The organism is Enterobacter sp. A103 (genome assembly GCF_034427535.1).
Lineage (GTDB): Bacteria > Pseudomonadota > Gammaproteobacteria > Enterobacterales > Enterobacteriaceae > Enterobacter > Enterobacter asburiae_B.
Window position 1 is genome coordinate 123,576 of record NZ_JAXQPQ010000002.1, and the last position, 26,161, is coordinate 149,736.

General features: G+C 56.5%; 27 protein-coding genes. 6 read left to right on the forward strand and 21 right to left on the reverse strand.

Annotated features, from left to right (window positions below; genetic code table 11):
• Positions 1–12: 12 nt before the first annotated feature.
• From SPH27_RS05995 to yceD, 4 genes are all read right to left on the reverse strand, one after another.
• Positions 13–966, reverse strand: coding sequence for a beta-ketoacyl-ACP synthase III (locus tag SPH27_RS05995; protein ID WP_023311150.1), 954 nt, complete (start codon positions 964–966; stop codon positions 13–15).
• A 6-nt stretch (positions 967–972) separates the two neighbouring features.
• Positions 973–2,007, reverse strand: a complete 1,035-nt coding sequence (gene plsX / locus SPH27_RS06000; RefSeq protein ID WP_060568787.1) for a phosphate acyltransferase PlsX — start codon at positions 2,005–2,007, stop codon at positions 973–975.
• An 80-nt stretch (positions 2,008–2,087) separates the two neighbouring features.
• Complete coding sequence (gene rpmF, locus SPH27_RS06005) at positions 2,088–2,261, reverse strand: 50S ribosomal protein L32 (protein ID WP_003857964.1); 174 nt, start codon at positions 2,259–2,261, stop codon at positions 2,088–2,090.
• Between the two features lie 16 nt (positions 2,262–2,277).
• Entirely contained in the window at positions 2,278–2,799 is a 522-nt protein-coding gene (gene yceD / locus SPH27_RS06010; protein WP_014883375.1) for a 23S rRNA accumulation protein YceD, read from the reverse strand.
• Positions 2,800–2,939: 140 nt separating this feature from the next.
• Here yceD and SPH27_RS06015 point away from each other — a divergent pair, with 140 nt between their 5' ends.
• A complete protein-coding gene (locus SPH27_RS06015) occupies positions 2,940–3,524 on the forward strand; it encodes a Maf family protein (protein ID WP_033145212.1) in 585 nt (194 codons plus the stop codon).
• A 132-nt stretch (positions 3,525–3,656) separates the two neighbouring features.
• Here the strand turns inward: SPH27_RS06015 and rluC are convergent, their stop codons facing one another.
• Positions 3,657–4,604 (reverse strand): 23S rRNA pseudouridine(955/2504/2580) synthase RluC, encoded by a 948-nt coding sequence (gene rluC / locus SPH27_RS06020; protein WP_024909023.1) that lies wholly within the window; start codon positions 4,602–4,604, stop codon positions 3,657–3,659.
• 572 nt (positions 4,605–5,176) lie between these two features.
• On the opposite strand from rluC, the gene rne reads away from it, so the two are divergent.
• Positions 5,177–8,296 carry a ribonuclease E gene (rne, locus tag SPH27_RS06025; protein WP_182072536.1) on the forward strand — a complete coding sequence of 1,040 codons (3,120 nt, stop codon included), beginning with the start codon at positions 5,177–5,179 and terminating at the stop codon, positions 8,294–8,296.
• A gap of 41 nt (positions 8,297–8,337) precedes the next feature.
• Here rne and SPH27_RS06030 read toward each other — a convergent pair whose 3' ends face one another.
• Complete coding sequence (locus SPH27_RS06030; protein WP_404851810.1) at positions 8,338–9,240, reverse strand: LysR family transcriptional regulator; 903 nt, start codon at positions 9,238–9,240, stop codon at positions 8,338–8,340.
• Between the two features lie 145 nt (positions 9,241–9,385).
• Here SPH27_RS06030 and SPH27_RS06035 point away from each other — a divergent pair, with 145 nt between their 5' ends.
• A complete protein-coding gene (locus tag SPH27_RS06035) occupies positions 9,386–10,600 on the forward strand; it encodes an MFS transporter (RefSeq protein WP_182072532.1) in 1,215 nt (404 codons plus the stop codon).
• Positions 10,601–10,675: 75 nt separating this feature from the next.
• Here the strand turns inward: SPH27_RS06035 and flgL are convergent, their stop codons facing one another.
• From flgL to flgB, 11 genes are all read right to left on the reverse strand, one after another.
• Entirely contained in the window at positions 10,676–11,629 is a 954-nt protein-coding gene (gene flgL, locus SPH27_RS06040) for a flagellar hook-associated protein FlgL (protein ID WP_033145208.1), read from the reverse strand.
• A 14-nt stretch (positions 11,630–11,643) separates the two neighbouring features.
• Positions 11,644–13,284 (reverse strand): flagellar hook-associated protein FlgK, encoded by a 1,641-nt coding sequence (gene flgK, locus SPH27_RS06045; protein WP_033145207.1) that lies wholly within the window; start codon positions 13,282–13,284, stop codon positions 11,644–11,646.
• Positions 13,285–13,359: 75 nt separating this feature from the next.
• The gene (gene flgJ, locus SPH27_RS06050; protein WP_023311141.1) at positions 13,360–14,313 is read right to left on the reverse strand and encodes a flagellar assembly peptidoglycan hydrolase FlgJ; all 954 of its coding nucleotides are present in this window, start codon (positions 14,311–14,313) and stop codon (positions 13,360–13,362) included.
• Complete coding sequence (locus tag SPH27_RS06055; RefSeq protein WP_029740346.1) at positions 14,313–15,410, reverse strand: flagellar basal body P-ring protein FlgI; 1,098 nt, start codon at positions 15,408–15,410, stop codon at positions 14,313–14,315. The genes flgJ and SPH27_RS06055 overlap by 1 nt, the downstream gene beginning before the upstream one ends.
• 12 nt (positions 15,411–15,422) lie before the next feature.
• Positions 15,423–16,121: a flagellar basal body L-ring protein FlgH gene (gene flgH, locus SPH27_RS06060; protein ID WP_024909015.1), complete on the reverse strand. Its 699-nt coding sequence runs from the start codon at positions 16,119–16,121 to the stop codon at positions 15,423–15,425.
• 57 nt (positions 16,122–16,178) lie between these two features.
• Positions 16,179–16,961, reverse strand: coding sequence for a flagellar basal-body rod protein FlgG (gene flgG / locus SPH27_RS06065; protein WP_008500810.1), 783 nt, complete (start codon positions 16,959–16,961; stop codon positions 16,179–16,181).
• A gap of 11 nt (positions 16,962–16,972) precedes the next feature.
• Positions 16,973–17,728: a flagellar basal body rod protein FlgF gene (locus SPH27_RS06070; protein ID WP_033145205.1), complete on the reverse strand. Its 756-nt coding sequence runs from the start codon at positions 17,726–17,728 to the stop codon at positions 16,973–16,975.
• Between the two features lie 20 nt (positions 17,729–17,748).
• On the reverse strand, positions 17,749–18,999 hold the full coding sequence (gene flgE / locus SPH27_RS06075; RefSeq protein WP_039261882.1) for a flagellar hook protein FlgE: 1,251 nt from the start codon (positions 18,997–18,999) through the stop codon (positions 17,749–17,751).
• Positions 19,000–19,025: 26 nt separating this feature from the next.
• Positions 19,026–19,736 carry a flagellar hook assembly protein FlgD gene (gene flgD, locus SPH27_RS06080; protein ID WP_029740349.1) on the reverse strand — a complete coding sequence of 237 codons (711 nt, stop codon included), beginning with the start codon at positions 19,734–19,736 and terminating at the stop codon, positions 19,026–19,028.
• 11 nt (positions 19,737–19,747) lie between these two features.
• Positions 19,748–20,152: a flagellar basal body rod protein FlgC gene (flgC, locus tag SPH27_RS06085; RefSeq protein WP_008500814.1), complete on the reverse strand. Its 405-nt coding sequence runs from the start codon at positions 20,150–20,152 to the stop codon at positions 19,748–19,750.
• 3 nt (positions 20,153–20,155) lie between these two features.
• Positions 20,156–20,572 carry a flagellar basal body rod protein FlgB gene (gene flgB / locus SPH27_RS06090; protein WP_023311135.1) on the reverse strand — a complete coding sequence of 139 codons (417 nt, stop codon included), beginning with the start codon at positions 20,570–20,572 and terminating at the stop codon, positions 20,156–20,158.
• 157 nt (positions 20,573–20,729) lie between these two features.
• Between flgB and flgA the strand changes: the two genes are divergently transcribed.
• From flgA to flgN, 3 genes are all read left to right on the forward strand, one after another.
• Complete coding sequence (gene flgA / locus SPH27_RS06095) at positions 20,730–21,389, forward strand: flagellar basal body P-ring formation chaperone FlgA (protein WP_182072530.1); 660 nt, start codon at positions 20,730–20,732, stop codon at positions 21,387–21,389.
• Positions 21,390–21,482: 93 nt separating this feature from the next.
• Entirely contained in the window at positions 21,483–21,776 is a 294-nt protein-coding gene (gene flgM, locus SPH27_RS06100) for a flagellar biosynthesis anti-sigma factor FlgM (RefSeq protein WP_182072528.1), read from the forward strand.
• Positions 21,777–21,780: 4 nt separating this feature from the next.
• On the forward strand, positions 21,781–22,206 hold the full coding sequence (gene flgN, locus SPH27_RS06105) for a flagella biosynthesis chaperone FlgN (protein ID WP_008500818.1): 426 nt from the start codon (positions 21,781–21,783) through the stop codon (positions 22,204–22,206).
• Between the two features lie 59 nt (positions 22,207–22,265).
• On the opposite strand, the gene murJ is transcribed toward flgN, so the two are convergent.
• From murJ to rimJ, 4 genes are all read right to left on the reverse strand, one after another.
• On the reverse strand, positions 22,266–23,801 hold the full coding sequence (murJ, locus tag SPH27_RS06110) for a murein biosynthesis integral membrane protein MurJ (protein ID WP_023311131.1): 1,536 nt from the start codon (positions 23,799–23,801) through the stop codon (positions 22,266–22,268).
• 129 nt (positions 23,802–23,930) lie between these two features.
• Positions 23,931–24,854, reverse strand: coding sequence for a Gfo/Idh/MocA family protein (locus SPH27_RS06115; RefSeq protein WP_039261875.1), 924 nt, complete (start codon positions 24,852–24,854; stop codon positions 23,931–23,933).
• 2 nt (positions 24,855–24,856) lie between these two features.
• Complete coding sequence (locus tag SPH27_RS06120; RefSeq protein ID WP_045888676.1) at positions 24,857–25,507, reverse strand: YceH family protein; 651 nt, start codon at positions 25,505–25,507, stop codon at positions 24,857–24,859.
• Between the two features lie 9 nt (positions 25,508–25,516).
• Entirely contained in the window at positions 25,517–26,101 is a 585-nt protein-coding gene (rimJ, locus tag SPH27_RS06125) for a ribosomal protein S5-alanine N-acetyltransferase (protein WP_008500822.1), read from the reverse strand.
• Between the last annotated feature and the right edge of the window lie 60 nt (positions 26,102–26,161).

A 26,161-nucleotide genomic window follows, 5' to 3' on the forward strand; every position in this document is an offset into this window, starting at 1 on the left:
TTATTCCTTATACTAGAAACGAACCAGCGCGGAACCCCAGGTGAACCCGCCACCGAAGGCTTCAAGCAAGACCAGCTGGCCCCGTTTGATTCGTCCATCGCGTACCGCTTCATCAAATGCGCACGGTACCGACGCCGCAGAGGTGTTGCCATGACGATCCAGCGTCACTACAACGTTATCCATCGACATGCCCAGCTTTTTCGCGGTCGCGCTGATGATACGCAGGTTCGCCTGATGCGGCACCAGCCAGTCGAGCGCGGTACGCTCAAGGTTATTCGCTTCCAGCGTTTCATCAACGATGTGTGCAAGCTCGGTTACCGCCACCTTGAACACCTCGTTCCCTGCCATAGTCAGGTAAATCGAGTTGTCCGGATTAACGCGATCGGCGTTAGGCAGGGTCAACAGTTCGCCATAGCTGCCATCAGCATGCAGATGCGTAGAGATGATACCTGGCTCTTCGGACTGCCCCAGCAGCACTGCACCCGCACCATCACCAAAAATAATGATCGTTCCACGATCGGTTGGATCGCAGGTACGCGCCAGCACGTCAGCACCGATCACCAGCGCGTATTTAACGGCACCGGATTTCACGTACTGATCGGCAACGCTCAGCGCATAGGTGAAGCCTGCGCACGCGGCAGCGACGTCAAACGCCGGACAGCCTTTAATGCCGAGCATGTTCTGCACCTGGCATGCCGCGCTTGGGAAAGCATGCGTGGCAGACGTCGTGGCGACCACGATCAAACCAATCTGTTCTTTATCAATGCCCGCCATTTCGATAGCACGCTGTGCGGCTTCGTAACCCATGGTCGACACGGTTTCGTCTGGCGCGGCAATACGACGTTCACGGATACCTGTGCGCGTGACAATCCACTCGTCAGAGGTATCTACCATTTTTTCCAGATCGGCGTTGGTACGCACTTGTTTTGGCAGGTAGCTGCCGGTACCTAAAATCTTCGTATACATGTACGCTCAGTCACTTTTAGCTAATACAGATTCCAGGCGAGCGGCAATCCGCTGAGGGACTTGTCGCTGCACCGCCTGCACTGCCTGTTCAATCGCGACAGCAAATGCTCGCTGATTGGCGGCGCCATGACTCTTAATCACGATGCCGCGCAATCCTAACAGACAGGCGCCATTATACTGGTCGGGGTTGAGGTGACTGAATCGCCGCGTCAGGCTCTTTTGTAACCAACGCTTCAATAAAATCAGCCACCAGGCGCTTTTTTTGCCTTCTCCCTGAGATTTCAGCAGAGAAAGAAACATGCGTACGACCCCTTCCATGGTCTTCAACGTGACGTTTCCGGTGAAGCCATCACACACCAAAACATCCGTCTTACCCGTCAACAACTCATTGGCTTCGAGATAACCAATATAGTTGATGGAGGGAACCTGTTTGAGCAATTCAGCCGCTTCGCGAATGCTGTCCAGGCCTTTGGTCTCTTCTTCACCAATGTTCAGTAACGCAACACGGGGAGTGTTGATCCCGACAACTTCTTCTGCCAGCACCGATCCCATCACGGCAAACTGAGCCAGCATAGTACTATCACAGTCGACGTTAGCGCCCAAATCGAGCACCACCGTCTTGCCCTTCTGCTGATGCGGTAACACCGTTACCAGCGCAGGGCGCTCAATACCTTCAATAGGTTTGAGCAGCAATTTCGACAGCCCCATCAGCGCGCCGGTATTTCCCGCGCTGACGCAAGCCTGAGCTCGCCCTTCTTTCACCAGCTCCAGCGCTATCCGCATAGAGCTGCCACGACTATTGCGAATCGCCTGCGAGGGTCGGGCATCACTGGCAATAACTGACTGCGCAGGAATAATCTGCAGACGCGAACGTTGTTCAAAGTCAGCTTTTGCGAGTAATGGCGTGATTGCGTCGGGATTGCCGACTAAAAGAAGTGTGAGTTGCGAATTAGAATTCAGTGCCTGCAATGCTGCAGGCACTGTCACGGAAGGGCCAAAATCTCCCCCCATGACATCTAACGCCAGGGTTAGACGTGTCAAGGTATCGTCGCAGCCTGGTTCGGTAAATTCCCCGTTTGCACGGGGAAATCCTCACTAAGCCTAATCACGCTTGCGCGTGATTACTTAGTGATAACCTTGCGGCCGCGGTAGAAACCGTCAGCGGTGATGTGGTGACGCAGGTGTTTCTCACCAGAAGTCTTGTCTACAGACAGGCTGGTAACTGCGGTCAGCGCGTCATGGGAACGACGCATGCCACGTTTGGAACGGGTTGGTTTATTCTGTTGTACGGCCATGGACCTTACTCCTCAATTACTTACGCTTTAAGCTGGCTAATACGGCAAATGGGTTTGGTTTTTGCGCTTCATCAGGCAGTTCCCCAAAGACCATGTCCGCCTCGGACACTTCACAGTGTTCAGAATCATGCACCGGAACGACTGGCAAGGTGAGGATGATTTCATCTTCAACCAGAGCCAGAAGATCGATTTCACCGAATTCGTTAACCTCAATCGGCTCATACGCTTCCGGGAGTGCTTCAGCCTGTTCGTCAGAACGAACCGGACTGAAACAATACGTTGTGTGAACATGCTGTACAAACGGTTTCCCGCAACGCTGACACTCGAGCGTTACCGTCACCTTTGCATCACCGGTTAAAACGGCGAGACGCTGGTTGTCGATAGCGAACGACATGGAGCATTCTACATCACTGTCCACACTGACTACGGATTCGGCAATACGCTCAGCCTGATCGGAAGTATAGATACCTTCGTAATCGAGGCGTTTTTGAGCCGTACGAACCGGATCAAGAGTCAGGGGTAATTTTACCTTTTGCATAGGGCGCGCATATTAACTTTGTAACGTCATAGAGTCAAAGAAAAAGGCAACCAGAGCTGCCTTTTGCCAATTATTCGCACACATTGCGGCCTGTAGTTTAAAATGGCTGGCATCGATACGCTATATCTGGTGATAAAAATATGCCAAATCTCGTCCTTGCTTCCACGTCTCCCTACCGCCGAATGCTGCTGGAAAAGCTCGGGATCCCGTTTGAATGCGCCGCGCCAGAGGTTGATGAGACGCCACAGCCGGGCGAATCACCGCGTCATCTGGTGATGCGTCTTGCTAAAGAGAAAGCGCAGTCGCTGGCCGCACATTACCCCGCACATTTGATTATAGGCTCAGACCAGGTTTGCGTGCTGGACGGCGAAATCACCGGCAAGCCCCATACGGAGGAGAACGCCTGCCAGCAGCTTCTGCGCGCGCGAGGCACTATCGTGACCTTTTATACCGGCCTGGCGCTTTATAACTCCGCCACCGGTCATCTGCAAACCGAATGCGAGCCGTTCGACGTACACTTTCGCCATCTCAGCGAGCAAGAGATCGTGGATTATGTGCGTCGGGAACGTCCGCTGAACTGTGCGGGGAGCTTTAAAAGCGAAGGACTGGGGATTGCGCTGTTCGACAAGCTGGACGGTCGCGATCCCAACACGCTGGTGGGGTTACCGCTGATTGCCCTGTGTCAGATGTTAAGACGAGAAGAGTGTAATCCGCTGACCATGTGACTTTTGCCCAGCGGCGCTTCGCTTGCATGGGCCTACTAAACTGCGGCCTGATGCCCTCACCCCGGCCCTCTCCCACAGGGAGAGGGAGCAAACATTAAAAACGACAACATTCGTTGCCGTTTTACGTTTACCTTAGCCGCGCAGAACCTTAAGACAGCGTTTCAACTGCTCATCCAGCGGCGCTTCAATACGGATGACTTCTCCCGTATTAGGATGGGTAAACTTCAGCGCTGCCGCATGCAGGAACAAACGCGACAGCCCCGTCCCCGCCAGCTGCTTATCAAACTCGCGGTCGCCATAGCGGTCATCAAAGGCAATTGGGTGCCCTGCAAACTGCGTATGCACGCGGATCTGGTGGGTACGGCCGGTCACCGGACTGCAGCGCACCAGCGTGGCAAACTCATAGCGCTCTTCAACCTTAAAGCGCGTCTCAGACGGTTTTCCTTCCTGGCTCACGCGGACAATACGTTCGCCGCTTTGCAGAATGTTCTTCAGCAGCGGCGCCTGCACCACTTTTACATGGGACTGCCACTGACCGCGCACCAGCGCCAGGTAGTCTTTCTGCATCCCTTTCTCACGCAGCTGTTCATGCAGAGAACGCAGCGCAGAACGCTTTTTCGCCACCAGCAGTACGCCAGAGGTGTCACGGTCAAGACGGTGCACCAGTTCAAGGAAGCGCGCTTCCGGGCGCAGGGCACGCAGCCCTTCAATCACGCCGAAGCTCAGACCGCTACCGCCATGAACAGCCGTTCCTGACGGTTTATTGAGCACCAGAATGTGGTCATCTTCGTACAGGATCACATCGCTCAGGGCCGCCACTTTCTGTAGCTTCGGTGAAACGGTCTCTTCTTCACGTTCCGCAACGCGCACCGGCGGAATACGCACTTCATCGCCCGCCTCGAGTTTGTACTCAGGCTTCACGCGTTTTTTGTTCACCCGCACCTCGCCCTTGCGCAGGATGCGGTAAATCATGCTCTTTGGTACACCTTTCAACTGGGTGCGCAAAAAGTTATCGATACGTTGCCCCGCGTCATCTTCGGCGATGGCAACCATTTTTACGGCTGGAGTCTCTGTTTTCATGGTTGGCGATTCTAAATATCGTCAGCCATTAGCGCCACTCATTTTTCTATGCTTATATTTACTTTTATCCGGCCAGCTCCCCGTTTCGCGCAACCGATTTGGTGGTTATTAAACCAATCGCCATTCTGAAGTGAAGAAACTGTGAGTAACCGGGTGATAATTGGTAAAAGTCATCTTGCTATAACCCGGCGAGCAGTGGAATAATGAGGATGTTTTCCGTGTTAAATCCTGGTTAAGTAAGGATGTTGACGGAATGACCAATTTTGTCTGACCGATCATCCACGCAGCAATGGCGTAAGACGTATTGATCTTTCAGGCAGTTAGCGGGCTGCGGGTTGCAGTACTTCCCGGTATAAGGATTGTTCTCTGGAGAGTTCTACCCAGGCAATTCCCCTGATAATTGCGCTGTGTTTCCGTATGAAATACAGGCAACCGACACTCTGCGCCTCTTAAGCGAGCGACAACCGTGAGGTTGGCGACGTGAACAGACACGAGGCCATCGGTTCATACCCCGGAAAGCGTCACCTTGCCCGCAGCTTTGTCGTCAATGTAAGAATAACGAGTAAGTTACGATGAAAAGAATGTTAATCAACGCAACTCAGCAAGAAGAGTTGCGTGTCGCCCTTGTGGATGGGCAGCGCCTGTACGATCTGGATATCGAAAGTCCTGGACACGAACAGAAAAAAGCGAACATTTACAAAGGTAAAATCACCCGCATTGAACCAAGCCTTGAAGCTGCATTTGTCGATTACGGTGCTGAGCGTCATGGTTTCCTCCCTCTGAAAGAAATCGCCCGCGAATATTTCCCCGCAAACTACAACGCCCATGGCCGCCCAAACATCAAAGATGTTCTGCGTGAAGGTCAGGAAGTTATCGTTCAGATTGATAAAGAAGAGCGTGGCAACAAAGGTGCCGCACTGACCACCTTTATCAGCCTGGCAGGGAGCTATCTGGTTCTGATGCCTAACAACCCGCGTGCGGGTGGCATCTCTCGCCGTATCGAAGGTGATGACCGTACCGAGCTGAAAGAAGCGCTGGCAAGCCTCGAACTGCCTGATGGCATGGGGCTTATCGTGCGTACCGCAGGCGTTGGCAAATCAGCCGAAGCGCTGCAGTGGGACCTGAGCTTCCGTCTGAAGCACTGGGAAGCCATTCAGAAAGCAGCCGAAAGCCGCCCTGCTCCGTTCCTGATCCACCAGGAAAGCAACGTTATCGTGCGTGCCTTCCGTGATTACCTGCGTCAGGACATCGGTGAGATTCTGATCGATAACCCGAAAGTGCTTGAGCTGGCGCGCCAGCACATCGCCGCGCTGGGTCGTCCGGATTTCACCAGCAAAATTAAACTGTACACCGGTGAAATCCCGCTGTTCAGCCACTATCAGATCGAATCCCAGATTGAGTCCGCCTTCCAGCGTGAAGTGCGTCTGCCATCCGGCGGTTCTATCGTTATCGATACCACTGAAGCGCTGACCGCTATCGACATCAACTCCGCGCGTGCAACGCGCGGTGGCGATATCGAAGAGACTGCCTACAACACTAACCTCGAAGCCGCTGATGAAATCGCCCGCCAGCTCCGCCTGCGCGACCTGGGTGGTCTGATTGTTATCGACTTCATCGACATGACCCCGGTACGCCACCAGCGTGCGGTTGAAAACCGTCTGCGCGAAGCGGTGCGTCAGGACAGGGCGCGTATCCAGATTAGCCATATCTCACGCTTTGGCCTGCTGGAGATGTCCCGTCAGCGTCTGAGCCCGTCTCTCGGCGAGTCCAGCCATCACGTTTGTCCGCGCTGCTCCGGCACCGGTACCGTGCGTGATAACGAATCTCTGTCCCTCTCCATTCTGCGTCTGATTGAAGAAGAAGCGCTGAAAGAGAACACCAAAGAGGTTCACGCTATTGTGCCGGTGCCCGTTGCCTCTTACCTGCTTAACGAAAAACGTGCAGCGGTAAGTGCGATTGAAGCGCGTCAGGGTGGCGTTCGCTGCATCATCGTGCCAAACGACCAGATGCAGACCCCACACTATCACGTGCTGCGCGTGCGTAAGGGCGAAGAGACGACCACCCTCAGCTACCTGCTGCCGAAGCTGCATGAAGAAGAGATGTCTCTGCCTTCCGATGAAGAGCCAGCCGAGCGCAAACTGCCAGAGCAGCCTGCGTTAGCGACCTTCATCATGCCTGAAGCACCACCGGAAGCAGCCCTGGAAAAACCTGCGGCCAAACCTGCAGCGCAGAAACCAGAAGCCGCGGTAGCGAAAGCCCAGCCGGCACAGCCGGGTCTGCTGAGCCGCTTCTTTGGCGCGCTGAAGAAGATGTTTGCTGAAGAAGAAGTTCAGCCAGAGCAGCCGAAAGAAGAGCCAAAAGCAGCCAAGCCAGAGCGTCAGCAGGATCGCCGTAAGCGTCAGAACAACCGCCGCGATCGTAATGACCGCAGCGATCGCAATGACCGCAGCGAGCGTCGTGATAACCGTGACAACCGCTCTGAGAATGGCGAAGGCCGTGAGCAACGCGAAGACAACCGTCGCAACCGTCGCGAGAAACAACAGCCGAATGTTGAAGATCGTGAAATTCGCCAGCAGGCGGGCGATGAGTCTGAGAAGAGCAAACAGCGTGACGACCAGCAGCCGCGCCGTGAACGCAGCCGTCGCCGTAACGACGAGAAGCGTCAGGCGCAGCAGGAAGTCAAAAACCTGAACCGCGAAGAGCCTGTTGAACAGCAGGACGTCGAGCAGGAAGAACGTACTCAGGTTATGCCGCGTCGTAAGCAGCGCCAGCTTTCTCAGAAAGTTCGCTTCGCCTCTGAAGTAACCGAAGAGTCAGGCGCTATCGCGGTTGAAACCAGCGAGATCGCAACCGGTACGCAGCTGGCGAAAGTTGACCTGCCAGCGGTCGTTGAAAACAACGTTGAGCAGGATGATAACGGTGAAAACCGTGATAACGCCGGTATGCCGCGCCGTTCACGTCGTTCTCCACGTCATCTGCGCGTCAGCGGCCAGCGCCGTCGTCGCTATCGTGACGAACGTTACCCGACTCAGTCGCCAATGCCGCTGACTATTGCCTGTGCTTCGCCAGAAATGGCCTCCGGCAAAGTCTGGATCCGCTACCCGGTTGCTCGCCCGGAGCAGGTTGTTGAAGAACAGCCTGTAACCGAAGAGGTGATTGCACCAGCAGCCGCGGTAGAAGACGTCGTGACTGAAGCGGCAACCGTGGTTGAATCTCAGGTTGTTGAAGCTGAAGCACCTCACGCAGTGGAAGTTGAAACCACCCATCCAGAAGTGATTGCCGCGCCGGTTGATGCCGCACCGCAGCTTATCGCCGAAGAAGATGCCGTGGTGGCTGAGGAAGTGGCTGAAGTGGCTGAACCTGTAGCAGCAGTGGAAGACACCGCAGAAACCCTGGTTGAAACCACCGCTGAAGAAGTCGTTCAGGACGTTGAAATTCAGGTTGAACCGGTTGTCGAAGAAGCGAAAGCGCCTGAGGTGAAACCTGAGCCGGTTGTTTCTGCACCAGCCGCAGCCCACGTGGCGACAGCACCAATGACGCGCGCTCCGGCGCCGGATTACGTGCCTGAAGCCCCGCGTCACAGTGACTGGGTACGCCCGGCGTTCAGCTTCGACGGTAAAGGCGCTGCAGGCGGCCACAGTGCAACGCATCAGGCGACTGCACCGGCGACGCGTCCGCAGTCTGTCGAATAACGACGCTGAAAGCAAAAAGCCGACCTTAGGGTCGGCTTTTTTTATGACTGCTGCACGGGCTTTCTCATCCCGGTCACCTCTGGCATGACCTGCCGCATCAACTCCAGAAAACGCCGCAAGCGTGCCGGATAATAGCGGGACCAGGGGTAAACAAGATGCACCGGTAACGCCGCTGGCTGCCAGTCTGGCAGCAAATGCACCAGCCGCCCTTCCCGAATATCATCCTGTACCGTCCAGCTGGATACCACCGCCACGCCAAGCCCGGTGAGCGCCGTATTGCGTGCGACATACAGGCTATCGGTGCTCAGCCGTGGCGTAATAGCAATCCGCGCGGTGGCGGGTGATGCATCGTGAAAAAGCTCCACATGGCGCTGGTAGAATGAGCTGATCGCTATCCAGGGAAACTGCTGCAAATCCTCCGGCGTGGTAACCGACGGGAAACGGGCCAGCAGTGCCGGTGAAGCCACCACCGAGCGCGGCACTTCGGCCAGCAGCACGGACACGGTCGCCGGATCGACTTCCACGCCCACCCGAATCGCACAGTCAAGGTTGTCGCCGAGGAAGTCCGCTGACCGATCGTTGAGCATCCACTCAATCGAAAGCTGGGGATAGCGTTGCAAAAACTCGGTTACGGGTTTCAGAAGCTGATCCTGACCAAACGCGTGCGGAGCGCGCACCCGCAGCACGCCTACCGGCTCATCTTCCGTCTGCCCCACCTCATCTTCCAGCGCCAGCCAGCTGTCAATCACCCGACGGGCGTGCTGATAGCAGCGCTCGCCGTCATCCGTCAGCCGCGTCGTGTGGGTGGTGCGCAATATCAGGCGCACGCCCAGCATGGTCTCAAGCGACTGTAACCGTCTGCTTACCGTGGCCTGGGTAGTAGCCAGCTGCCGTGCCGCCGCAGAGAGGGATCCCGCCTCCACAATACGAACAAACGTCCGCATTAGCTCCACCCTGTCTATACGCTCAGCTCTTTTCATCGCATTTGCACTTATACGTTCAACGTATAAGCGTTTTACCACCGGGCCCGCTACCGTCGCAAGGCGTACTGATAAAAAATAGCCTCACACGACGAATGAGGAACATCTTATGAACACAACAACCGCCGCCCATGCCGTGAGCCGCTGGGTAATCTTAATGCTGGCGATCGGTGCAGGTTTCAGCGTGGCATCTATCTATTATGCCCAGCCTCTGCTGCCGCTGATGGGCGCAGACCTTCACCTGAGTATCGAAGGAATGGGCATGGTTCCGACGCTCACCCAGGCGGGATATGCCCTGGGGATCCTGTTCCTGCTCCCGCTCGGCGATCGCCACGACCGCAGGACGTTAATCCTGATAAAAAGTGCGGCGCTGGCGCTGTTTCTTCTCGGCTGTAGCCTGACCGGGCAGATACACTCTCTGCTACTGGCCAGCCTGCTCATCGGCATGGCCGCCACCATGGCACAGGATATTGTCCCTGCCGCAGCCATCCTTGCGCCGGAAGGTAAACAGGGGAAAACCGTGGGTACGGTAATGACCGGGCTGCTGATGGGTATCTTATTATCCAGAACCGTGAGCGGCGTGGTGGGCGAAGCGTTTGGCTGGCGCGTCATGTACCAGCTGGCGGCGGCGAGCATTGCGTTCGTCGGGGGGATGATGTGGTTTGTGCTTCCCCGTTTTGCCATTCACTCCACGCTGAGCTACCCCGCGCTGATGCGCTCAATGGAGCATCTGTGGCGTCGCTATCCGGCGCTGCGCCGTGCGGCGCTGGCTCAGGGCTTCCTGTCGATTGCCTTTAGCGCCTTCTGGTCTACGCTTGCGGTCATGCTGCTGGAACGCTATCACCTGGGTAGCGCTGTAGCGGGAGGATTTGGTATTGCAGGTGCCGCCGGTGCGTTAGCTGCCCCGCTGGCAGGGGGTCTGGCGGACAAACTGGGCGCAGGAAAAGTCACGCAGATTGGTGCCGTTCTTGTGACCGTCTCATTCGCCCTGATGTTCCTGATGCCCGCGCTGGGCGTTCATGGACAGCTGATTCTGATCGCCATCTCCGCCGTCGGGTTCGACCTGGGTCTGCAGTCCAGCCTGGTCGCTCACCAGAACCTGGTATACAGTCTTGAACCGCAGGCGCGCGGTCGTCTCAACGCCCTGCTCTTTACGGTGGTCTTTATCGGGATGGCGCTGGGTTCCGCGTTAGGCAGCAATATCTACTCGCTGGCCGGCTGGACGGGCGTGGTCGCGCTGGCGACGGTCTGTGGCGTCATTGCGCTGGCAATCCGTCTGATAGAAAGCGCACGAGTCACCTCCGCATCAGCAGAAGTTGCATAAAAAAAATGCCCAATCCAGACGGATTGGGCAGTAAAACATGCCCAGTTTCAAGACATGTTCCAAGAGGTCAAGATGTTATTTGTTCAGCTGGAACAGAGACATGCCCTGCATATCGCTAAATGCTTTATAAGACGCCTGCAAGGCCGCCTGCTGCATGGTGTAAGAGGAAATCGCTTCGTTCCAGTCAACATCCACCAGGTCACTCATCTGCTTGGTCTGACCCAGCGCGCGGTCATCACCCAGCGTATCGAGTTTTTCCAGCTCGTTCATCTTGGTTCCCACATCCGCAACGACCGTCAGGACATTGTTCTGGGAGTTTTTGATGCCGATTTGCGCATTGGCAATCACCTGGCTTTGCGCCGTTGCGGCAGCCGGATCGTTCTCAATCGGTGTCTTCAGCGAGGCAATAGCAGAATCCAGGATTTTGAACATGTTGGTCTGGCCATATCCACCGCCCGGCAGCTGTTCCGCATTACTGGTAATGCTTTCGAAAATTTGCTGGCCGGTATGGCTAATGGTCATATTTCGCGCCGTATCAACCTGCTGCGTGATGGCCTCAGCGCCGCCGTTATAATCCCCGGTCGCGGCATCAAACGGTGCGCTCTCGGTTTTGTATCCCGCAAAGATAAAGCGACCATTACCATCCGTCGTGTTGGCCAGGTTCATCAGCTGATCGCGGATCCCCTGAATATCGGTCGCCAGAGAAAGACGGTCGTCATCGCTTAATGTGCCGTTCGACGCATAAACGAGCTTCTCGCGCACGCTTGAGATCGCGGTGTTGACCTGGGTTAACACGTTATCTTCCAGCGAGACCTTCTGCGTTGCAAAGGTACGCGCGAGCGCAAACTGGCTGTTTTGCGACTGAGACTGTGACAGAACGATGGCCTGCGACGCGGCGATAGGATCGTCCGAAGGACGATTGACACGCTTGCCGGTGGACATCTGCTCACCGTAGCTCAGCCATCTGCTCTGGGAATCGGTGATCCCACGCATGTTCTGCTCGTACATCATCTGGGTGCTAATACGCATTGTTCACCTCAACCTTAACGAATGTTGATAATTGCATCGAAGAGCGTACTGGCAGTTTGTAGCACCTGGGCATTGGCCAGGTAATACTGCTGATAACGCTGCAAATTGCCATACTCTTCGTCGAGGTTTACCCCAGAGATGGTCTGCTGCTGCTTGATTAACTGCGTTTCCACGTTGGCTTTCGTCTGGCTACTCACCTTCAGTGACGCCGTTGAGCTACCGACGGTACTGACGAGAGAGGCATACGCATCGTTGAAGGTTTTATTTCCACCCACCACTTTGCCGTTTTGCAGATCGAGCAGTTTCTGGCCGTTACGGTTGTCACTTTCGCCGCCGTTCTGCACCGATGCCATCGCCAGTTTGGACTCGTCGCTGATCGCGAGATCCATGTTCATGATGACGTTGGAAACAGGCTTCACGGTAAAGCTGTCTTTGGTATTTGCCGTGCCGCTCACGTTGACGTTAAGGCCATCAAACGACAGATTGCCGCTGGCATCCGGGCTCATCGTAAAGCTGGTTTTGTCTGACGTACGGGTGACCGTCCAGTCAGTGCCGTTAAACTGCAGCTTATAGTCTGTCGCCTGGACCTGTTTGCTGTCCGCCACAGAAGCCGTAACAACGGCAGAGCCGCCGTTCTTGCTGTTGGACAGGACCGCCGGAGAACCGAAGTTGAACAGCTTACCGCCCGCATCACCGTTCGCATCAAAACCGGCTTCATGCTGCGTGTTCATCGCGTCGGCAAAGGCCAGCGCCATCTGGTTCAGGCTGTTACGGGCTTTATCCAGATCTTCAGCACGAAATGTCAGTAAACCGCCTAAAGAACCGGTGGTGATAAATTTCTCGGGGATCTCAATATTACCCGCCACGTCATCGACGTAGGCGATAGTCGTACGAGCCGGATCGGCGCTGGACTTCACAGCCGCCAGCTGGCTGGCTTTGCTGCCCTGCACCAGGCTGTAACCGTTGCCGAGAGAGATATTAAACGTGCCGCTATCCTGCACGGAGACTTCCACGCCCACGATTTTGTTCAGTTCAGTCACGAGCTGATCGCGCTGGTCGAGCAGATCGTTAGGCGATGCGCCCGCACCGACGCCGGTCAGACGGGAAATCTGATCGTTCAGGTTCGCAATCTGTTTGGCATAGTTGTTGATCTGAGACACGCTGGTCCCAATCGCGGTATTGACCTGCGTATCCTGGTCACGCAGATACTGATCGTTGGTTTTGAACTGATTGACCAGACCGCCCGCTTTACCCAGCACCGTCTGACGTGCTGCCGGGTCTTCCGCGTTACTCACCAGGGTTTGCAGGCTTTTGAAGAAGTCCTGCAGGGTGGTGGAGAGCGAGTTGGTGGTATCGGAGAGCACATCGTCAATTTTTGACATCTGCTGATAGCGCGTCGTCAGACCGCTGCTCTGCGTCTGCGCGGCGCGCAGCTGGTTTGTGATGAAGGCGTCATACTCACGCTGGACACCGGAGACATAAACCCCGTTACCCACCCAGCCACCGCCGGTCAGCGTGCTGTTAGATGCACCCAGCACCGTGGTCTGGCGGGTGTAACCTGCCACGTTATAGCTTGAAATATTATTACTGACGGTATTGAGTGCCGACTGCGCGGCACTGAGGCCACTCATGGCGCTGTTAATCAAACTGGACATGGGGGTTCCTTTTATACGTTCAGACACGAGTCCTGATGAAGGTTATCGGCAACCTCCACCGGGACTTGAGAACTTTCAGAACAGATTTTCAATATCTGTGCTATAGGCTTTGCTGACCTTCTCGCCCATGGATTTCAGCTGCTGGATCATGCTGGTGAGCTTGCGCGCATAGTTCGGGTCGGTCGCGTAGCCCGCGTTTTGTAAGGCCTGAGCGCCCTGCTCCGCCGTCGCCGCCTGCGTAACGGCGGTATAACGCGGATTGCGGCTCAGCAGGCCAACGTAGTCGGACAATGCTTCCAGGTAGGAGCTGTAGACGCGGAATTTTGCTTTGACCTTCACCGCCGCACCGTTCTCGTATTCGGTGGTCGTGATCTCCGTTGTTGGCCCCTTCCAGCTGGAGGTGGCCTTCACGCCGAAGATGTTGAAGCTCGGATCGCCGTTTTCCTTGCGGATCTGACGCTGACCCCAGCCCGACTCCAGCGCGGCCTGCGCCAGAATCAGGTGATGCGGCACGCCGCTCTGTTCGCTGGCAAGGCGCGCGGGCAGAGAAAGCTGCGCCAGGAAGTCTTTGCTGTCACCGGAGAGCGGCTCATCGCCGCTGCCCGTGGCTTTTGGCATCGCTTTACGCACCATTTGCGTCAGAGCCTGGTTCTGATAACTGGTCACCGTTTCCAGGTCGAACTTCATCGGCACCTGCTGCGTCTGTTCCTGAGGCTGAATGCCCTGCGCGGCTTCGGTCTGTTTCACAATCATGTCAGCCAGACCGAGGCCTTTACCGGCGGTCATCTGCTGCGCAATCTGCTGGTCATACATGCTGGTGTAGAGACGCGTTGAATCACTGCTGAACATCCCGTCTTTCGGCAGGGTTTCGCGCATGCTTTTCAGCATCATCTGTACAAACATCCCTTCCACCTGGCGGGCGACCGGGCGGATGTTCGCCGCCGGGTCTTTGCCTGCTTTGGTTTTCAGTTCGTTGAGCGACTGGGCGTCCCAGGCTGCACTGGTCAACAGTTTGCTATCGGTCAGCATTAGATGATTTCCAGTTTGGCGCGCAGGCAGCCCGCGCTTTGCATGGATTGCAGGATGGACATCAGATCCATCGGCGTTGCGCCCAGGGCGTTCAGGGCGCGCACCACGCTGTTCAGGTTGGCGCTGGAGCGAACGCTCTGCAGCGACCCGCCGCTCTGACGCATATCAATCTGCGTTTGCGGCGTCACCACCGTCTGACCGCCACCAAATGGCGTATTCGGCTGGCTCACGTTCGCGGAACGGTTTACCGTCACGGAGAGGTTACCCTGCGCCACGGCACAGCTGTCCAGCGACACTTCCCGGTTCATCACCACCGAGCCGGTACGGGAGTTGATGATCACTTTCGCATCCTGGACCGGAACGTTCACTTCCATATTCTGGATATCCGCCAGCATGCGCACCTGGTTGCTGCTGCCGGTGGAGGTGCGGATCTGCACGGTGCGCGCGTCGAGTGCCGTTGCATTACCGTAGCCGCGGCTGCGGTTGATGGTATCGGCAATTTGCTGCGCCATGGTGAAGTCTTCATTATTAAGCTGCAGGTTGATGGTGTTGCCTGCGCCAAACTGGGTCGGCAGTTCACGCTCAATGATCGCACCGTTGGTGATACGTCCACCGTTCAGCTGGTTCACCTGCACGCTGCTTCCGCCTGCGGATGCACCCGCGCCGCCAACCAGAATGTTCCCCTGCGCCAGCGCATAGACCTGGCTGTCAACGCCTTTCAGCGGGGTCATCAGCAGCGTACCGCCGCGCAGGCTTTTGGCGTTACCCATTGAGGAGACCACCACATCAATGGTCTGTCCCTGACGCGCAAACGCCGGGTAGGACGCGGTGACCATTACCGCGGCCACGTTTTTCAGCTGCATGTTGGTTCCCGCCGGCACGGTAATGCCGAGCTGGGAAAGCATGTTGTTCAGGCTTTGGGTGGTGAACGGCGTCTGGGTCGTCTGGTCACCGGTACCATCCAGACCAACCACCAGGCCATAGCCAATCAGGGAGTTTTCACGAACGCCCTGAACGCTGGTGAGGTCGCGAATACGGTCAGCCTGGGCAAACGTTGCCACCAGCGCGAGCGCCACGGCGAAGATCGATTTAAACATGGGTCACCTCGCTTACATCGGCGATAAATTAAGGAAGAAGCGCTGCAGCCAACCCATATTTTGCGCTTCATTGATATAGCCGTTACCGACGTACTCAATGCGCGCATCCGCCACCTGGGTGGACGGAACGGTGTTGGTGCCGCTGATGGTGCGAGGGTTAACCACGCCCGAGAAGCGAATGAATTCAGTGCCCTGGTTGATGGCGATCTGTTTTTCACCCACAACGTGTAAGTTGCCGTTAACCAGTACCTGGTCAACCGTGACCGTCAGCGTACCGCTGAAGGTGTTGCTGGCGTTCGCGCCACCTTTGCCGTTAAAGGTATTGCCGCCGGACGCGTTCACATCAGCACGCGCGTTGCCGAACAGCCCTTCGAGATAGCGTGGCACGGTATCGAAGCCAAAATTGGTTTTGCCATCGCGGCTGGCGTTCGCCGACGAGCTCTTGCTCGCGCTGACGTTTTCCTGCAGCACAATGGTCAATGTATCGCCGACGTTACGCGGGCGGCGATCTTCAAACAGCGGCTGATAGCCGTAATTAATCGGCTGCGCGGTCTGGAAAATGGAGCCGTTTACCACTGGCGCGGGGCCAGGAACGGGTTGGGCAGTCGTCGCACCCTGGACCAATGGTTTAGACGGGATCAAAGCACACCCGCTGAGGGTGACAGCCAGAACAGTCAGTATCGGATAACGAAACGCCGCGTTTTTTTGCATTGCCTTCATCTTCGAAAACAGGGAGCCGGTGCGGCGTTTACCGCACCGGGCTACACCTTAGAGTTGCGTCAGTTTCTGCAGCATCTGGTCGGTCGTCGACACTGCTTTACTGTTAATTTCATACGCGCGCTGGACCTGGATCATATTCACCAGCTCTTCCGCCACGTTCACGTTGGACGTTTCAACATAACCCTGGTACAGCAGACCCGCGCCGTTCAGGCCCGGGGTGCTCTCATTCGGCGTACCGGAGGATTGCGTTTCGGTGTAGAGGTTCTCACCAATGCTTTCCAGACCGGTATCGTTCATGAAGGTGGTCAGGTTGAGCTGCCCGACCTGAACCGGCGCGGCCTGTCCCTGCTGGGTCACGCTGACCACACCGTCACGTCCGATGGTGATGCTCAGGGCATTCGCCGGGATAGTAATCGCAGGCTGAACCTGGAAACCACCCGCCGTCACCAGCTGGCCGTTCTGATCGACCTGGAACGAACCGTCGCGGGTATAGGCAGAGGTCCCGTCAGGCAGTTGCACCTGGAAGAAGCCCTGGCCTTTGATTGCCACGTCTTTACTGTTGTTGGTCTGAGACAGGTTGCCCTGGCTGTGCAGACGCTCGGTGGCCACCGGACGAACACCGGTACCGATCTGCAGACCCGACGGCAGCGTCGTCTGTTCAGAAGACTGCGCGCCCGGCTGACGGATAGTTTGATAAAGCAAATCTTCGAAAACGGCACGCTGACGCTTGAAACCATTGGTGCTCACGTTTGCCAGGTTGTTGGCAATCACGTCCATATTGGTTTGCTGGGCGTCCAGGCCAGTTTTCGCGATCCATAAAGAACTGATCATAAGGAGTCCTGTTAACTCATAGCCAGAAGTTGGTTAGCCTTGCCCGCGTTTTCATCCACGCTGCTGATGATCTTCATCTGCATTTCAAAACGACGGGCGCTGGCAATCATGTCGGTCATGGCTTCGACCGGCTTGACGTTGCTGCCTTCCAGAACGCCGGACATCACGCGGATGCTCGGATCGGCCTGTAACGTGGCGCCACGCGTCGCCTGCGCCGCCTGGGTCAGACGGAACATGCCGTCGTCGCCGCGCTGCACGTCTTTGGCTTCCGCTTTCACCAGCTTCAGACGTCCGACGGGCGCAACGGTATTGGCCGGGTCGCCCGGGTTCAGCGCCGAAATGGTACCGTCCGCGGCGATAGTCAGCTCAGAGCCTTCCGGCACGGTCAGCGGACCCGCTTCCCCCATTACCGGATGACCCTGAATCGTCAGCTGGCCCGTCGCGCTCACCTGGATATTGCCGTTACGGGTATAGCCTTCGCTGCCGTCGGCAGTTTGCACCGCCAGCCAGCCGTCCTGCTGCAGGGCAACGTCCAGCGGGCGCGAGGTGTAGTCCATCTGCCCTGGCGTCATATCTGCGCCAGGGGTTGATGCCGTCACCAGCGTACGGGTCGGCAGGGACAGCCCTTCAACCGGCACCGCGCGCAGCGCATTAAGCTGCGCACGAAAGCCCGGCGTAGAGGCGTTTGCCAGGTTGCTGGCGGTAACGGCCTGCTGATTGAGCGTCTGACTTGCCGCGCCCATCGCGGTATATATTGCGTGATCCATTGCGCTTTCCTGTTAGCCGCTTAACGCAGGTTAACCAGCGTGTTGAGGATCTGGTCCTGGGTTTTGATGGTCTGCGCGTTCGACTGATAGTTACGCTGCGCGACGATCATGTTCACCAGTTCTTTACTCATATCCACGTTGGAGGCTTCCAGCGCGCCGTTGGTCAGCTTGCCGAAGTTACCGGTGCCTGCAGTACCCAGCAGCGCCACGCCGGAGGACTGAGTGGCAGACCAGACGTTGTCACCTTCCGATTTCAGGCCTTCGTTGTTGGCGAAGTTTGCCAGCACGATCTGGCCCAGAACCTGAGACTGTTCGTTAGAGTAGCTTCCCACCACGGTGCCATCGTCGTTGATCTGGTAGCTCACCAGGTCGCCAGGCTTGTAGCCGTTCTGATTGGTTGCCACAACGCTGTTTGCACCGGTGTTCTGCTGCATGGAGTTCTGGAAGCTCAGGGAGAAGGTCGCCGCCGTCGCACCGCTGACAGAACCCGTGGTGATGTTAATGGCCGGCGTGGCGTTTGGCGTTGCGCTCAGTACACCCGCAGCGTCGTAGTTGTAGACACCCGCCAGGTTACCGTTCGCATCAAAGTTCATCTGCGCCGCTTTTGCTGCTGTAGAACCCGCAACGCTGCCGTCCTGAGTGTAAAGATCCCATTTATTGTTGGCCGTCTTCACGTAGTAGACGTACATGTTGTGGGCGTTACCCTGGCTGTCGAATACGGTCACGGTCCCTTTTTTGTTATAGGTATCCGGGTTGGTCGCATCGAACGGGGCAGTTTGAACAGGATCGGTTGAGTTCAGGTTGATCTGCTGCGTCGCGGTGGTGGTTGATTTCGCCGCCATCAGGGTATTCGGGATAGTAATCGCCTGAGGGTTCGCACCGGTCTGAACGGTTGGAGGCGTTCCAGCTACCGGGTAGCCCGTCAGCTGCATGCCCTGCATGTTAACCAGCGTACGGTTTTCGTCCAGCTTGAACTGGCCGTTACGGCTGTAGAACACAGAACCGTTGGAATCGACCATACGGAAGAAACCGTTCTGGCTGATAGCAACGTCCAGACCACGACCAGTGTTGGTGGTGGTACCGTCGGTAAAGTCCTGAGTGATGCCCGCAACTTTCACGCCCAGGCCGACTTTGGAACCGGCAAACATGTCCGCAAATGAAGCAGAACCGGATTTAAAACCATAGGTCGCGGAGTTGGCGATGTTGTTGCCAATGACGTCCAGGTTGGTGGCCGCAGCATTCAGGCCGCTGACCGCTTGAGAAAAGGCCATGACTTACTCCTGATAAGTGTTAAGGCTTAGATAATCTGCCGAACTTCGTCGAGTGTGGTGGAACCAGAGGTTCCCAAATCCAGTTTGTTGCCGTCGCTTCCTTTAATCACGCCCTGGACCAGCGCGAACTGCAGCGGCTGCGCCACCAGCTGGGTCGTCCCGTTGCTGGCGCTGATCGCTACTTTGTAAGAACCGTTTGGTGCTTTAGTGCCGTCGGTCAGGCTGCCATCCCACGTAAAGGTGTGAACGCCCGCCTTCAGCTCACCGATATCAATGGTGCGAACTACCACGTTATTGGCATCCATGATCGTTGCAGTGACCTTCTCAGCCGCCTGCTGGAGCTCAACGCCAAACGGCGTGGTGGTCGTTGTGGTGTTGCCTTCAGTGGTGCTGGTGCCCGCCAGAATCGTGGTTCCCGGGATCATCACCCCGTGGCCAATCAGGCTTGCCGCCTGCAGAGACTGGGCGCTGTTAATCTGCCCGGAGACGGAGCCAAGGGTGGTGTTAAGTTTCTCAATGCCGCTCACGGTGCTGATCTGCGCAAGCTGCGTGGTCAGTTCGTTGTTCTGCATTGGGTTGGTGGGATCCTGGTTCTTAAGCTGCGCCACCAGCAGCGTCAGAAAGCTGCCCTGAAGATCGGAGGCATTGCTCCCGGTGAGGGAGTTAGAACCCGTCGTACTCTTCGTGTTATTAACACCCGAGTTCGTAGGATCATTCACATTTACGGCGATGGACATGCATGTCTCCTTTACTGGCCGAGAGTGAGCGTTTTGAGCATCATGCTCTTCACGGTATTCAGCACTTCAACGTTGGCCTGGTAGCTGCGGGAAGCCGACATGGAGTTCACCATCTCACCCACCACATCAACGTTTGGCATTTTCACGTATCCGCTGGCATCCGCGAGCGGGTTACCCGGCTCATACACCAGTCTGTCCGGCGCCTGGCTCTCTACCACATCAGACACCTTCACGCCGCCCGTCGCCGCGCCCGGCGCAGCATCGACCTGAAAGACAACCTGTTTGGCGCGATAAGGCTGGCCGTCTGGTCCGGTTACGCTGTCGGCGTTCGCCAGGTTACTGGCAGCCACGTTCAGGCGTTTGGACTGCGCGGTTAACGCCGAACCGGCAATATCAAAAATATTCAACAAGGCCATCTATCAGTTCCCCCCCTGCAGGACGTTCATCATGCCTTTGATTTGTCCGCCGAGTACGGTCAGGCCCGTCTGGTATTTCAGACTGTTATCGGCAAACTGGGTACGCTCCCGGTCCATATCCACGGTGTTACCGTCGAGTGAGGGCTGATCGGGAATGCGGTAAAGTAAATCGGTCGCTGGCGCGGTCATCGCCTGAGCAGGAATATGGCGAGAGGATGTCATGGCAAGTGCAACACCCGTTCCTTCGGCACGTCCACGCTCCATCACCTTTTTGAGTTCACTGGAAAAATCAATATCGCGCGCCTGAAACCCTGGGGTATCGGCGTTAGCGATGTTGGCGGCTAAAATCTCCTGCCGCTGGGCGCGTAAATTGAGCGCTTCCTGCTGAAAACGTAACGCGGCGTCGAGTTTATCGAGCATGTCTCCTCCGCTGATGGCAAAATTTCAGTTCACAGCTTAAATCTCACCCGGTCTCCCCTATCGACGGAATAAGCGCAAAATGCGTCGCTATTTATTGCGTTGATGCAAAACCACTGCAGGTAGAATTCATTCAACTCTGGAAACGGTGGAACTTGCGATGCAAACGTTAAAACGTGGCCTGGTGGCAACTTTCTTGCTCTTTAGCCCTCTGGTGCAGGCTGAAGGCTTACAGGATCGGCTGACGGCTTTTTTTGCTGAAAAGCTGGCGGGCTTTAGCGATGAGGTTAACGTTAACGTGCGCACCCCATCGAATCTGTACCCGACCTGTGACCAACCGTCATTCAGCGTGACGGGAACCACCCGGCTGTGGGGAAATGTGAACGTCCTGGCACGCTGCGCGAACGAAAAACGCTATTTACAGGTTGCAGTTCAGGCGACGGGCAATTATGTTGTCGCCGCCGTGCCCATTGCGCGCGGCAGCGTGCTGCAGACGAACAGCGTGACGTTAAAACGCGGCCGTCTGGATCAGCTGCCTCCACGCACCATGCTGGAAATGAACCAGGCACAGGACGCCGTCAGCCTGCGCGATGTCGCTCCCGGTCAGCCGATACAGCTCTCAATGCTGCGTCAGTCATGGCGGGTAAAAGCGGGTCAACAGGTGATGGTGGTGGCCAACGGAGATGGCTTTAGCATCAACAGTGAAGGGAAAGCGTTAAACAATGCCGCAGTGGCGCAAAACGCCCGCGTCAGAATGTCCTCAGGCCAGGTGGTGAGCGGAACCGTCGATTCTGATGGGAATATTCTGATTAACCTATAATCTTTTTAAAGATTTCGCCGCGCGTGCCGATAAATATTCCACTAATGATGATGTCAGGCGCAAACGCCGCGAACCCTCGATGAGGACAACACTATGAGCATTGATCGTACATCAGCCCTGAAGCCGGTAAGCGCTGTACAACCTCGCGAAACGAATGACGCTCCTGCGCAGAAAACGCGTCTGGAAAAATCGTCAACGTCCAACAGCACCAGCGTGACCCTGAGCGACGCGCAGGCAAAGCTGATGCAGCCAGGCAGCAACGATATCAATATGGAACGTGTTGAAGCGCTGAAAACGGCTATTCGTAACGGTGAGCTGAAAATGGACACCAGCAAAATCGCTGACGCCCTGATTCAGGAAGCACAGAGTTTCTTACAGAGTAACTAACCGTATGAGTCGACTGTCAGAAATACTGGATCAAATGACGGTTGTTCTTAACGACCTGAAAACGGTAATGGACGCTGAACAGCAGCATCTCTCTTCCGGTCACATCAACGGCAGCGCGCTGCAGCGTATTACTGAAGATAAGAGTTCGCTACTGGCGACGCTGGATTATCTGGAGCAGCAGCGCCGCGCTGAGCAGGATCCTAAGCGTAGCGCCAATGACGATATTATTGAGCGCTGGCAAACCATTACCGAAAAAACCCAGCACCTGCGCGACCTTAACCAGCACAACGGCTGGCTACTGGAAGGTCAGATTGAGCGTAATCAGCAGGCGCTTGAGGTATTGAAACCGCACAAAGAAACCGGACTGTACGGTGCGGATGGTCAAACAGCGACTGCGCGTATTGCGGGAGTTAAAAAGATTTCGATTTGACGCCAGTGCGACAAATCATGCAGCGGGGAGCACCATAAGGTGAACTCCCCTTTTGGCGTTTATGCCGTACGGCGGGCAAACTCTTTCACTTTGAACCCCAGCACCGCGAGCGTGGCAAAGTAAGCCACCACCCCGACGCCTACCACGGCCATCAGCCGCATCAGACGATAAGGCATGGTGCCCAGGGACCACTCCGGCATCACGTACATCATGCCGAGAAGCGCCGCCGACATCACCAGTACCGCAACGATCAGACGTACCAGGAAACTTCCCCATCCCGGCTGCGGCGTAAAGATATCCTGCTTGCGCAGCTGCCAGTACAACAGCCCGGCATTCAGACAGGCCGCCAGACCAATAGACAGCGACAGGCCAGCATGCTTCAGCGGACCAATAAACGCCAGGTTCATCAGCTGGGTCATAATCAGCGTCACGATGGCAATTTTCACCGGCGTTTTGATGTCCTGACGCGAGTAGAACCCGGGCGCCAGCACCTTGACGACGATCAGCCCCATCAAGCCGACCGAGTAGGCAATCAGCGCTCGCTGGGTCATAGCGGCATCAAAGGCGGTGAATTTCCCGTACTGGAAGAGCGACACCGTCAGCGGTTTGGCCAGAATGCCCAGCGCCACCGCGCTCGGCAGGGCCAGCAGGAAGCAGAGACGTAAACCCCAGTCCATCAGGCGGCAATATTCATCATGGTTGCCGCTGGCAAAACTTTTCGACAGCGACGGCAGCAGGATGGTCCCCAGCGCCACGCCCAGCACCCCGGACGGGAACTCCATCAGACGGTCGGCGTAGTACATCCAGGAAACCGAGCCGGACACGAGGAAAGAGGCAAAGATGGTGTTGATGATAAGCGAGATCTGGCTGACGGAGACGCCGAGAATAGCGGGCCCCATCTGCTTGATCACGCGCATCGCCCCGGCATCTTTGAGATTGATGCGCGGCAGCACCAGCATGCCGATTTTTTTCAGATGCGGCAGCTGGTACGCCAGCTGCAGCACGCCGCCGACGGTAACCGCCCAGGCCAGCGCCAGCACCGGCGGGTTGAAGTGCGGCGCGGCGAACAGGGCAAAACCGATCATGCTGACGTTGAGAAACGTCGGCGCAAACGCCGGAACAGAGAAGCGGTTCCAGGTGTTCAGGATCGCCCCCACCAGCGAGGCCAGCGAGATGAGCAGAATATAGGGGAAAGTAATGCGCAGCAGCTGCGAGGTCAGCGCAAATTTGTCAGCCGTATCGGCAAAACCGGGCGCGGTCACCATAATCACCCACGGCGCGGCCAGCATCCCGAGAACGGTCACCACCGCCAAAGCCAGCGTCAGCAGCCCGGAGACATAAGAAACAAAGACGCGCGTCGCGTCTTCACCCTGCTTGCTTTTATATTCCGCCAGAATGGGCACGAATGCCTGGGAAAACGCCCCTTCAGCAAAAATACGACGCAGCAGGTTCGGCAATTTGAACGCGACGAAAAAGGCGTCCGTGGCCATCCCTGCACCAAATACCCTTGCCACAATGGCGTCGCGTGCAAAACCCAGCACGCGGGAAAACATGGTCATCGAGCTGACGGCCGCCAGCGATTTTAATAAGTTCATTAACGTGAATTTCCAGAACCATACGGATTTGTAGACCGGGTTAGCGTAAGCGCCACCCGGCAAAGCCAACAAGCGGCGCTTAGTCTAACCGGATTTCAACGAATTACTATCCGCAGATGTTACAGCGAGTTATTCGCTCATGGCATCGCGCCAGAGCCTTTCCACAATGCGCTGCGCCATAATGGCCTGCTCGCCGGACGTTTCAGGAACCGTCTGATTTTGCACGCAGGTGATAAAGTGACGGGCGCATCCTGCGAAACCGCGCTGCTCGAGGGTGCTCTGCCAGCCTGGCGCCGGGAGCGTCACCACGCCATTGCCTTTCTCTTCCCGCCATTCGCGCATGTCCGTAATGTCGTACAGCGCGCCCTCGGTCACCGCCTGCACGGATTCACGCTGACTTCCCGCCCGACGGTGCATGCTGGTGGTAATCTGAAGATGCTCAACGGCAAAGTGGTGCTCCGCGTAGACCATCTGCCCCTGGTCATTCGTTAACAGGGTACCGCTCTTCAGCTGCGCATTACCGTTGCTCAGCCACAGCGCCGTATCCACAACGTGCAGATAATCATCCAGAAGGGTGAAGCGCAGATCGTTTGGCCCAATGCTGTCGGTGCGGTGCTTATCCATCCGCAGCGAGGCGAGCGTGTCCGACTGCGCCTTAAGCTGCTGGTAAAGCGGCGCGAAGCGGCGGTTGAAGCCCACCATCAGCGTCAGTTTTTTGCGCGCGGCCAGCTCAATCAGACGTTCGGCATCCTGAACATTTTCCGCCAGCGGCTTATCCACGCAGACGTGAACCCCTAAATTGAGCAGCTCGCTTACCACCTGATAGTGGGTTGCCGTTGAGGTATGCACAAAGACCGCATCACACTCGCGGGCCAGATCCTGCAGGGAGGCAGCATACGGAATGCGCCAGGTTTCGCAGATACGTTCTGCCTTTTCTCGAGTGGGTGACCATGCCCCTTGCAGGGTCCAGTCCGTTGCTGCACCTAAAACAGGCAGCCAGGCCTTTTGCGCGATGCCGCCGAGCCCCACCACGCCTACGCGTAATTTTTTCACCGTCAGTCTCCCAGATGTGCCAGCAACGCATCCAGGCGCTGTTTCAGCCCGGCGACCTCGTCTTCCAGCGCTTCTACGCGCGCGGCAAGAGTGTCATTGCTTGCTGAGGATCCCGCGTCGCTCTCCACGGTAGCGACATCGACGTCGCCGCTGAACAGATGCATATAGCGGCTTTCACGTTTACCCGGCTCGCGCGCCAGACGCACCACGTATGGGCCGTCTTCGCGAGAAGCCAGCCCTTCCAGGGTCTGCTCAACTTCCTGCATATCGCTGAACTCATGCATACGGGAAGCGCGCGTGCGCAGCTCTCCCGGCGTCTGCGCCCCGCGCAGCAGCAGCGTGGTGATGACCGCCACTTCCGCACTGCTCAGCTTCAGGTCGCCGAATTCGGAGTTACAGAAGCGCTGTTCGTATTTGGTCACGCGGTTGCCGAAGCCGCTGACGGTGCGCAGGTAGTGGCGTTTTACCAGCGCATCCAGCACGTCCTGAACCTCATGCTCGCTGAGGTTCATCACCGGCTCGCGGTTGGTCTTCTGGTTGCAGGCCATGGTCACGGCGTTGACGGAGAGCGGATACTGCTCCGGCGTGGTAACCTGCTTTTCGAGTAAGCACCCAATCACGCGCGCTTCTGTACCGTTTAGCTGATACTTCATCTTTTCTCCTTAACGACCTGCGGTCCAGTCCCGGGTGGTTAACGCAGTCAGAACGTGGTCGCGCCACTCTCCGTCTATCAGCAGATAGTCTTTGGCGTAACCCTCTTTCTCGAACCCTAAGCGGGCCAGCAAATTGCCGCTGCGCTGATTGTGCGGCATATAGTTCGCCATAATGCGATGGATATGCTGCGTGCGTTGCATATAGCGGATCGCCACCGTTAACGCCTCGTACATCAGCCCCTGCCCCTGCCATTTCTGGCCGATGGAGTAGCCGAGGTAGCAGGCGTGAAACGACCCGCGCACCACGTTTGAAAAATTGGCGATCCCGATAATCTCTTTTTCTTCAGGATCCAGCAGCGCGAAATAGAACGCGCTGCCCTGCTTGTGAAATTCCGTAATCATGCTGAGGCGCGCCTGCCAGCCGGAAGGGTAACAATGGCTCTCATCCCGAACGGGTTCCCAGGGTTTTAAAAACTGGCGATTCTCGGCGTAATAATCCGCCAGACGCCAGGCATCACGCTCATGCACCAGACGAACGACCAGCCGGTCCGTTGTCAGACGCACTTTTGGCACATTGCTGCGATAGCCAAACATCGATACCACTCCTTCCCGTCACTTCTGCTGACCCATTAGCTTTACTATACCTGCGCCTGT

Bases quoted from the DNA above. Each gene is read 5' to 3' on its own strand.
- SPH27_RS05995 (WP_023311150.1), bottom strand. From the start codon at position 966: ATGTATACGAAGATTTTAGGTACCGGCAGCTACCTGCCAAAACAAGTG.
- rpmF (WP_003857964.1), bottom strand. From the start codon at position 2,261: ATGGCCGTACAACAGAATAAACCAACCCGTTCCAAACGTGGCATGCGT.
- yceD (WP_014883375.1), bottom strand. From the start codon at position 2,799: ATGCAAAAGGTAAAATTACCCCTGACTCTTGATCCGGTTCGTACGGCT.
- SPH27_RS06015 (WP_033145212.1), top strand. From the start codon at position 2,940: ATGCCAAATCTCGTCCTTGCTTCCACGTCTCCCTACCGCCGAATGCTG.
- rluC (WP_024909023.1), bottom strand. From the start codon at position 4,604: ATGAAAACAGAGACTCCAGCCGTAAAAATGGTTGCCATCGCCGAAGAT.
- rne (WP_182072536.1), top strand. From the start codon at position 5,177: ATGAAAAGAATGTTAATCAACGCAACTCAGCAAGAAGAGTTGCGTGTC.
- SPH27_RS06030 (WP_404851810.1), bottom strand. From the start codon at position 9,240: ATGCGGACGTTTGTTCGTATTGTGGAGGCGGGATCCCTCTCTGCGGCG.
- SPH27_RS06035 (WP_182072532.1), top strand. From the start codon at position 9,386: ATGAACACAACAACCGCCGCCCATGCCGTGAGCCGCTGGGTAATCTTA.
- flgL (WP_033145208.1), bottom strand. From the start codon at position 11,629: ATGCGTATTAGCACCCAGATGATGTACGAGCAGAACATGCGTGGGATC.
- flgK (WP_033145207.1), bottom strand. From the start codon at position 13,284: ATGTCCAGTTTGATTAACAGCGCCATGAGTGGCCTCAGTGCCGCGCAG.
- flgJ (WP_023311141.1), bottom strand. From the start codon at position 14,313: ATGCTGACCGATAGCAAACTGTTGACCAGTGCAGCCTGGGACGCCCAG.
- SPH27_RS06055 (WP_029740346.1), bottom strand. From the start codon at position 15,410: ATGTTTAAATCGATCTTCGCCGTGGCGCTCGCGCTGGTGGCAACGTTT.
- flgH (WP_024909015.1), bottom strand. From the start codon at position 16,121: ATGCAAAAAAACGCGGCGTTTCGTTATCCGATACTGACTGTTCTGGCT.
- flgG (WP_008500810.1), bottom strand. From the start codon at position 16,961: ATGATCAGTTCTTTATGGATCGCGAAAACTGGCCTGGACGCCCAGCAA.
- SPH27_RS06070 (WP_033145205.1), bottom strand. From the start codon at position 17,728: ATGGATCACGCAATATATACCGCGATGGGCGCGGCAAGTCAGACGCTC.
- flgE (WP_039261882.1), bottom strand. From the start codon at position 18,999: ATGGCCTTTTCTCAAGCGGTCAGCGGCCTGAATGCTGCGGCCACCAAC.
- flgD (WP_029740349.1), bottom strand. From the start codon at position 19,736: ATGTCCATCGCCGTAAATGTGAATGATCCTACGAACTCGGGTGTTAAT.
- flgC (WP_008500814.1), bottom strand. From the start codon at position 20,152: ATGGCCTTGTTGAATATTTTTGATATTGCCGGTTCGGCGTTAACCGCG.
- flgB (WP_023311135.1), bottom strand. From the start codon at position 20,572: ATGCTCGATAAACTCGACGCCGCGTTACGTTTTCAGCAGGAAGCGCTC.
- flgA (WP_182072530.1), top strand. From the start codon at position 20,730: ATGCAAACGTTAAAACGTGGCCTGGTGGCAACTTTCTTGCTCTTTAGC.
- flgM (WP_182072528.1), top strand. From the start codon at position 21,483: ATGAGCATTGATCGTACATCAGCCCTGAAGCCGGTAAGCGCTGTACAA.
- flgN (WP_008500818.1), top strand. From the start codon at position 21,781: ATGAGTCGACTGTCAGAAATACTGGATCAAATGACGGTTGTTCTTAAC.
- murJ (WP_023311131.1), bottom strand. From the start codon at position 23,801: ATGAACTTATTAAAATCGCTGGCGGCCGTCAGCTCGATGACCATGTTT.
- SPH27_RS06120 (WP_045888676.1), bottom strand. From the start codon at position 25,507: ATGAAGTATCAGCTAAACGGTACAGAAGCGCGCGTGATTGGGTGCTTA.
- rimJ (WP_008500822.1), bottom strand. From the start codon at position 26,101: ATGTTTGGCTATCGCAGCAATGTGCCAAAAGTGCGTCTGACAACGGAC.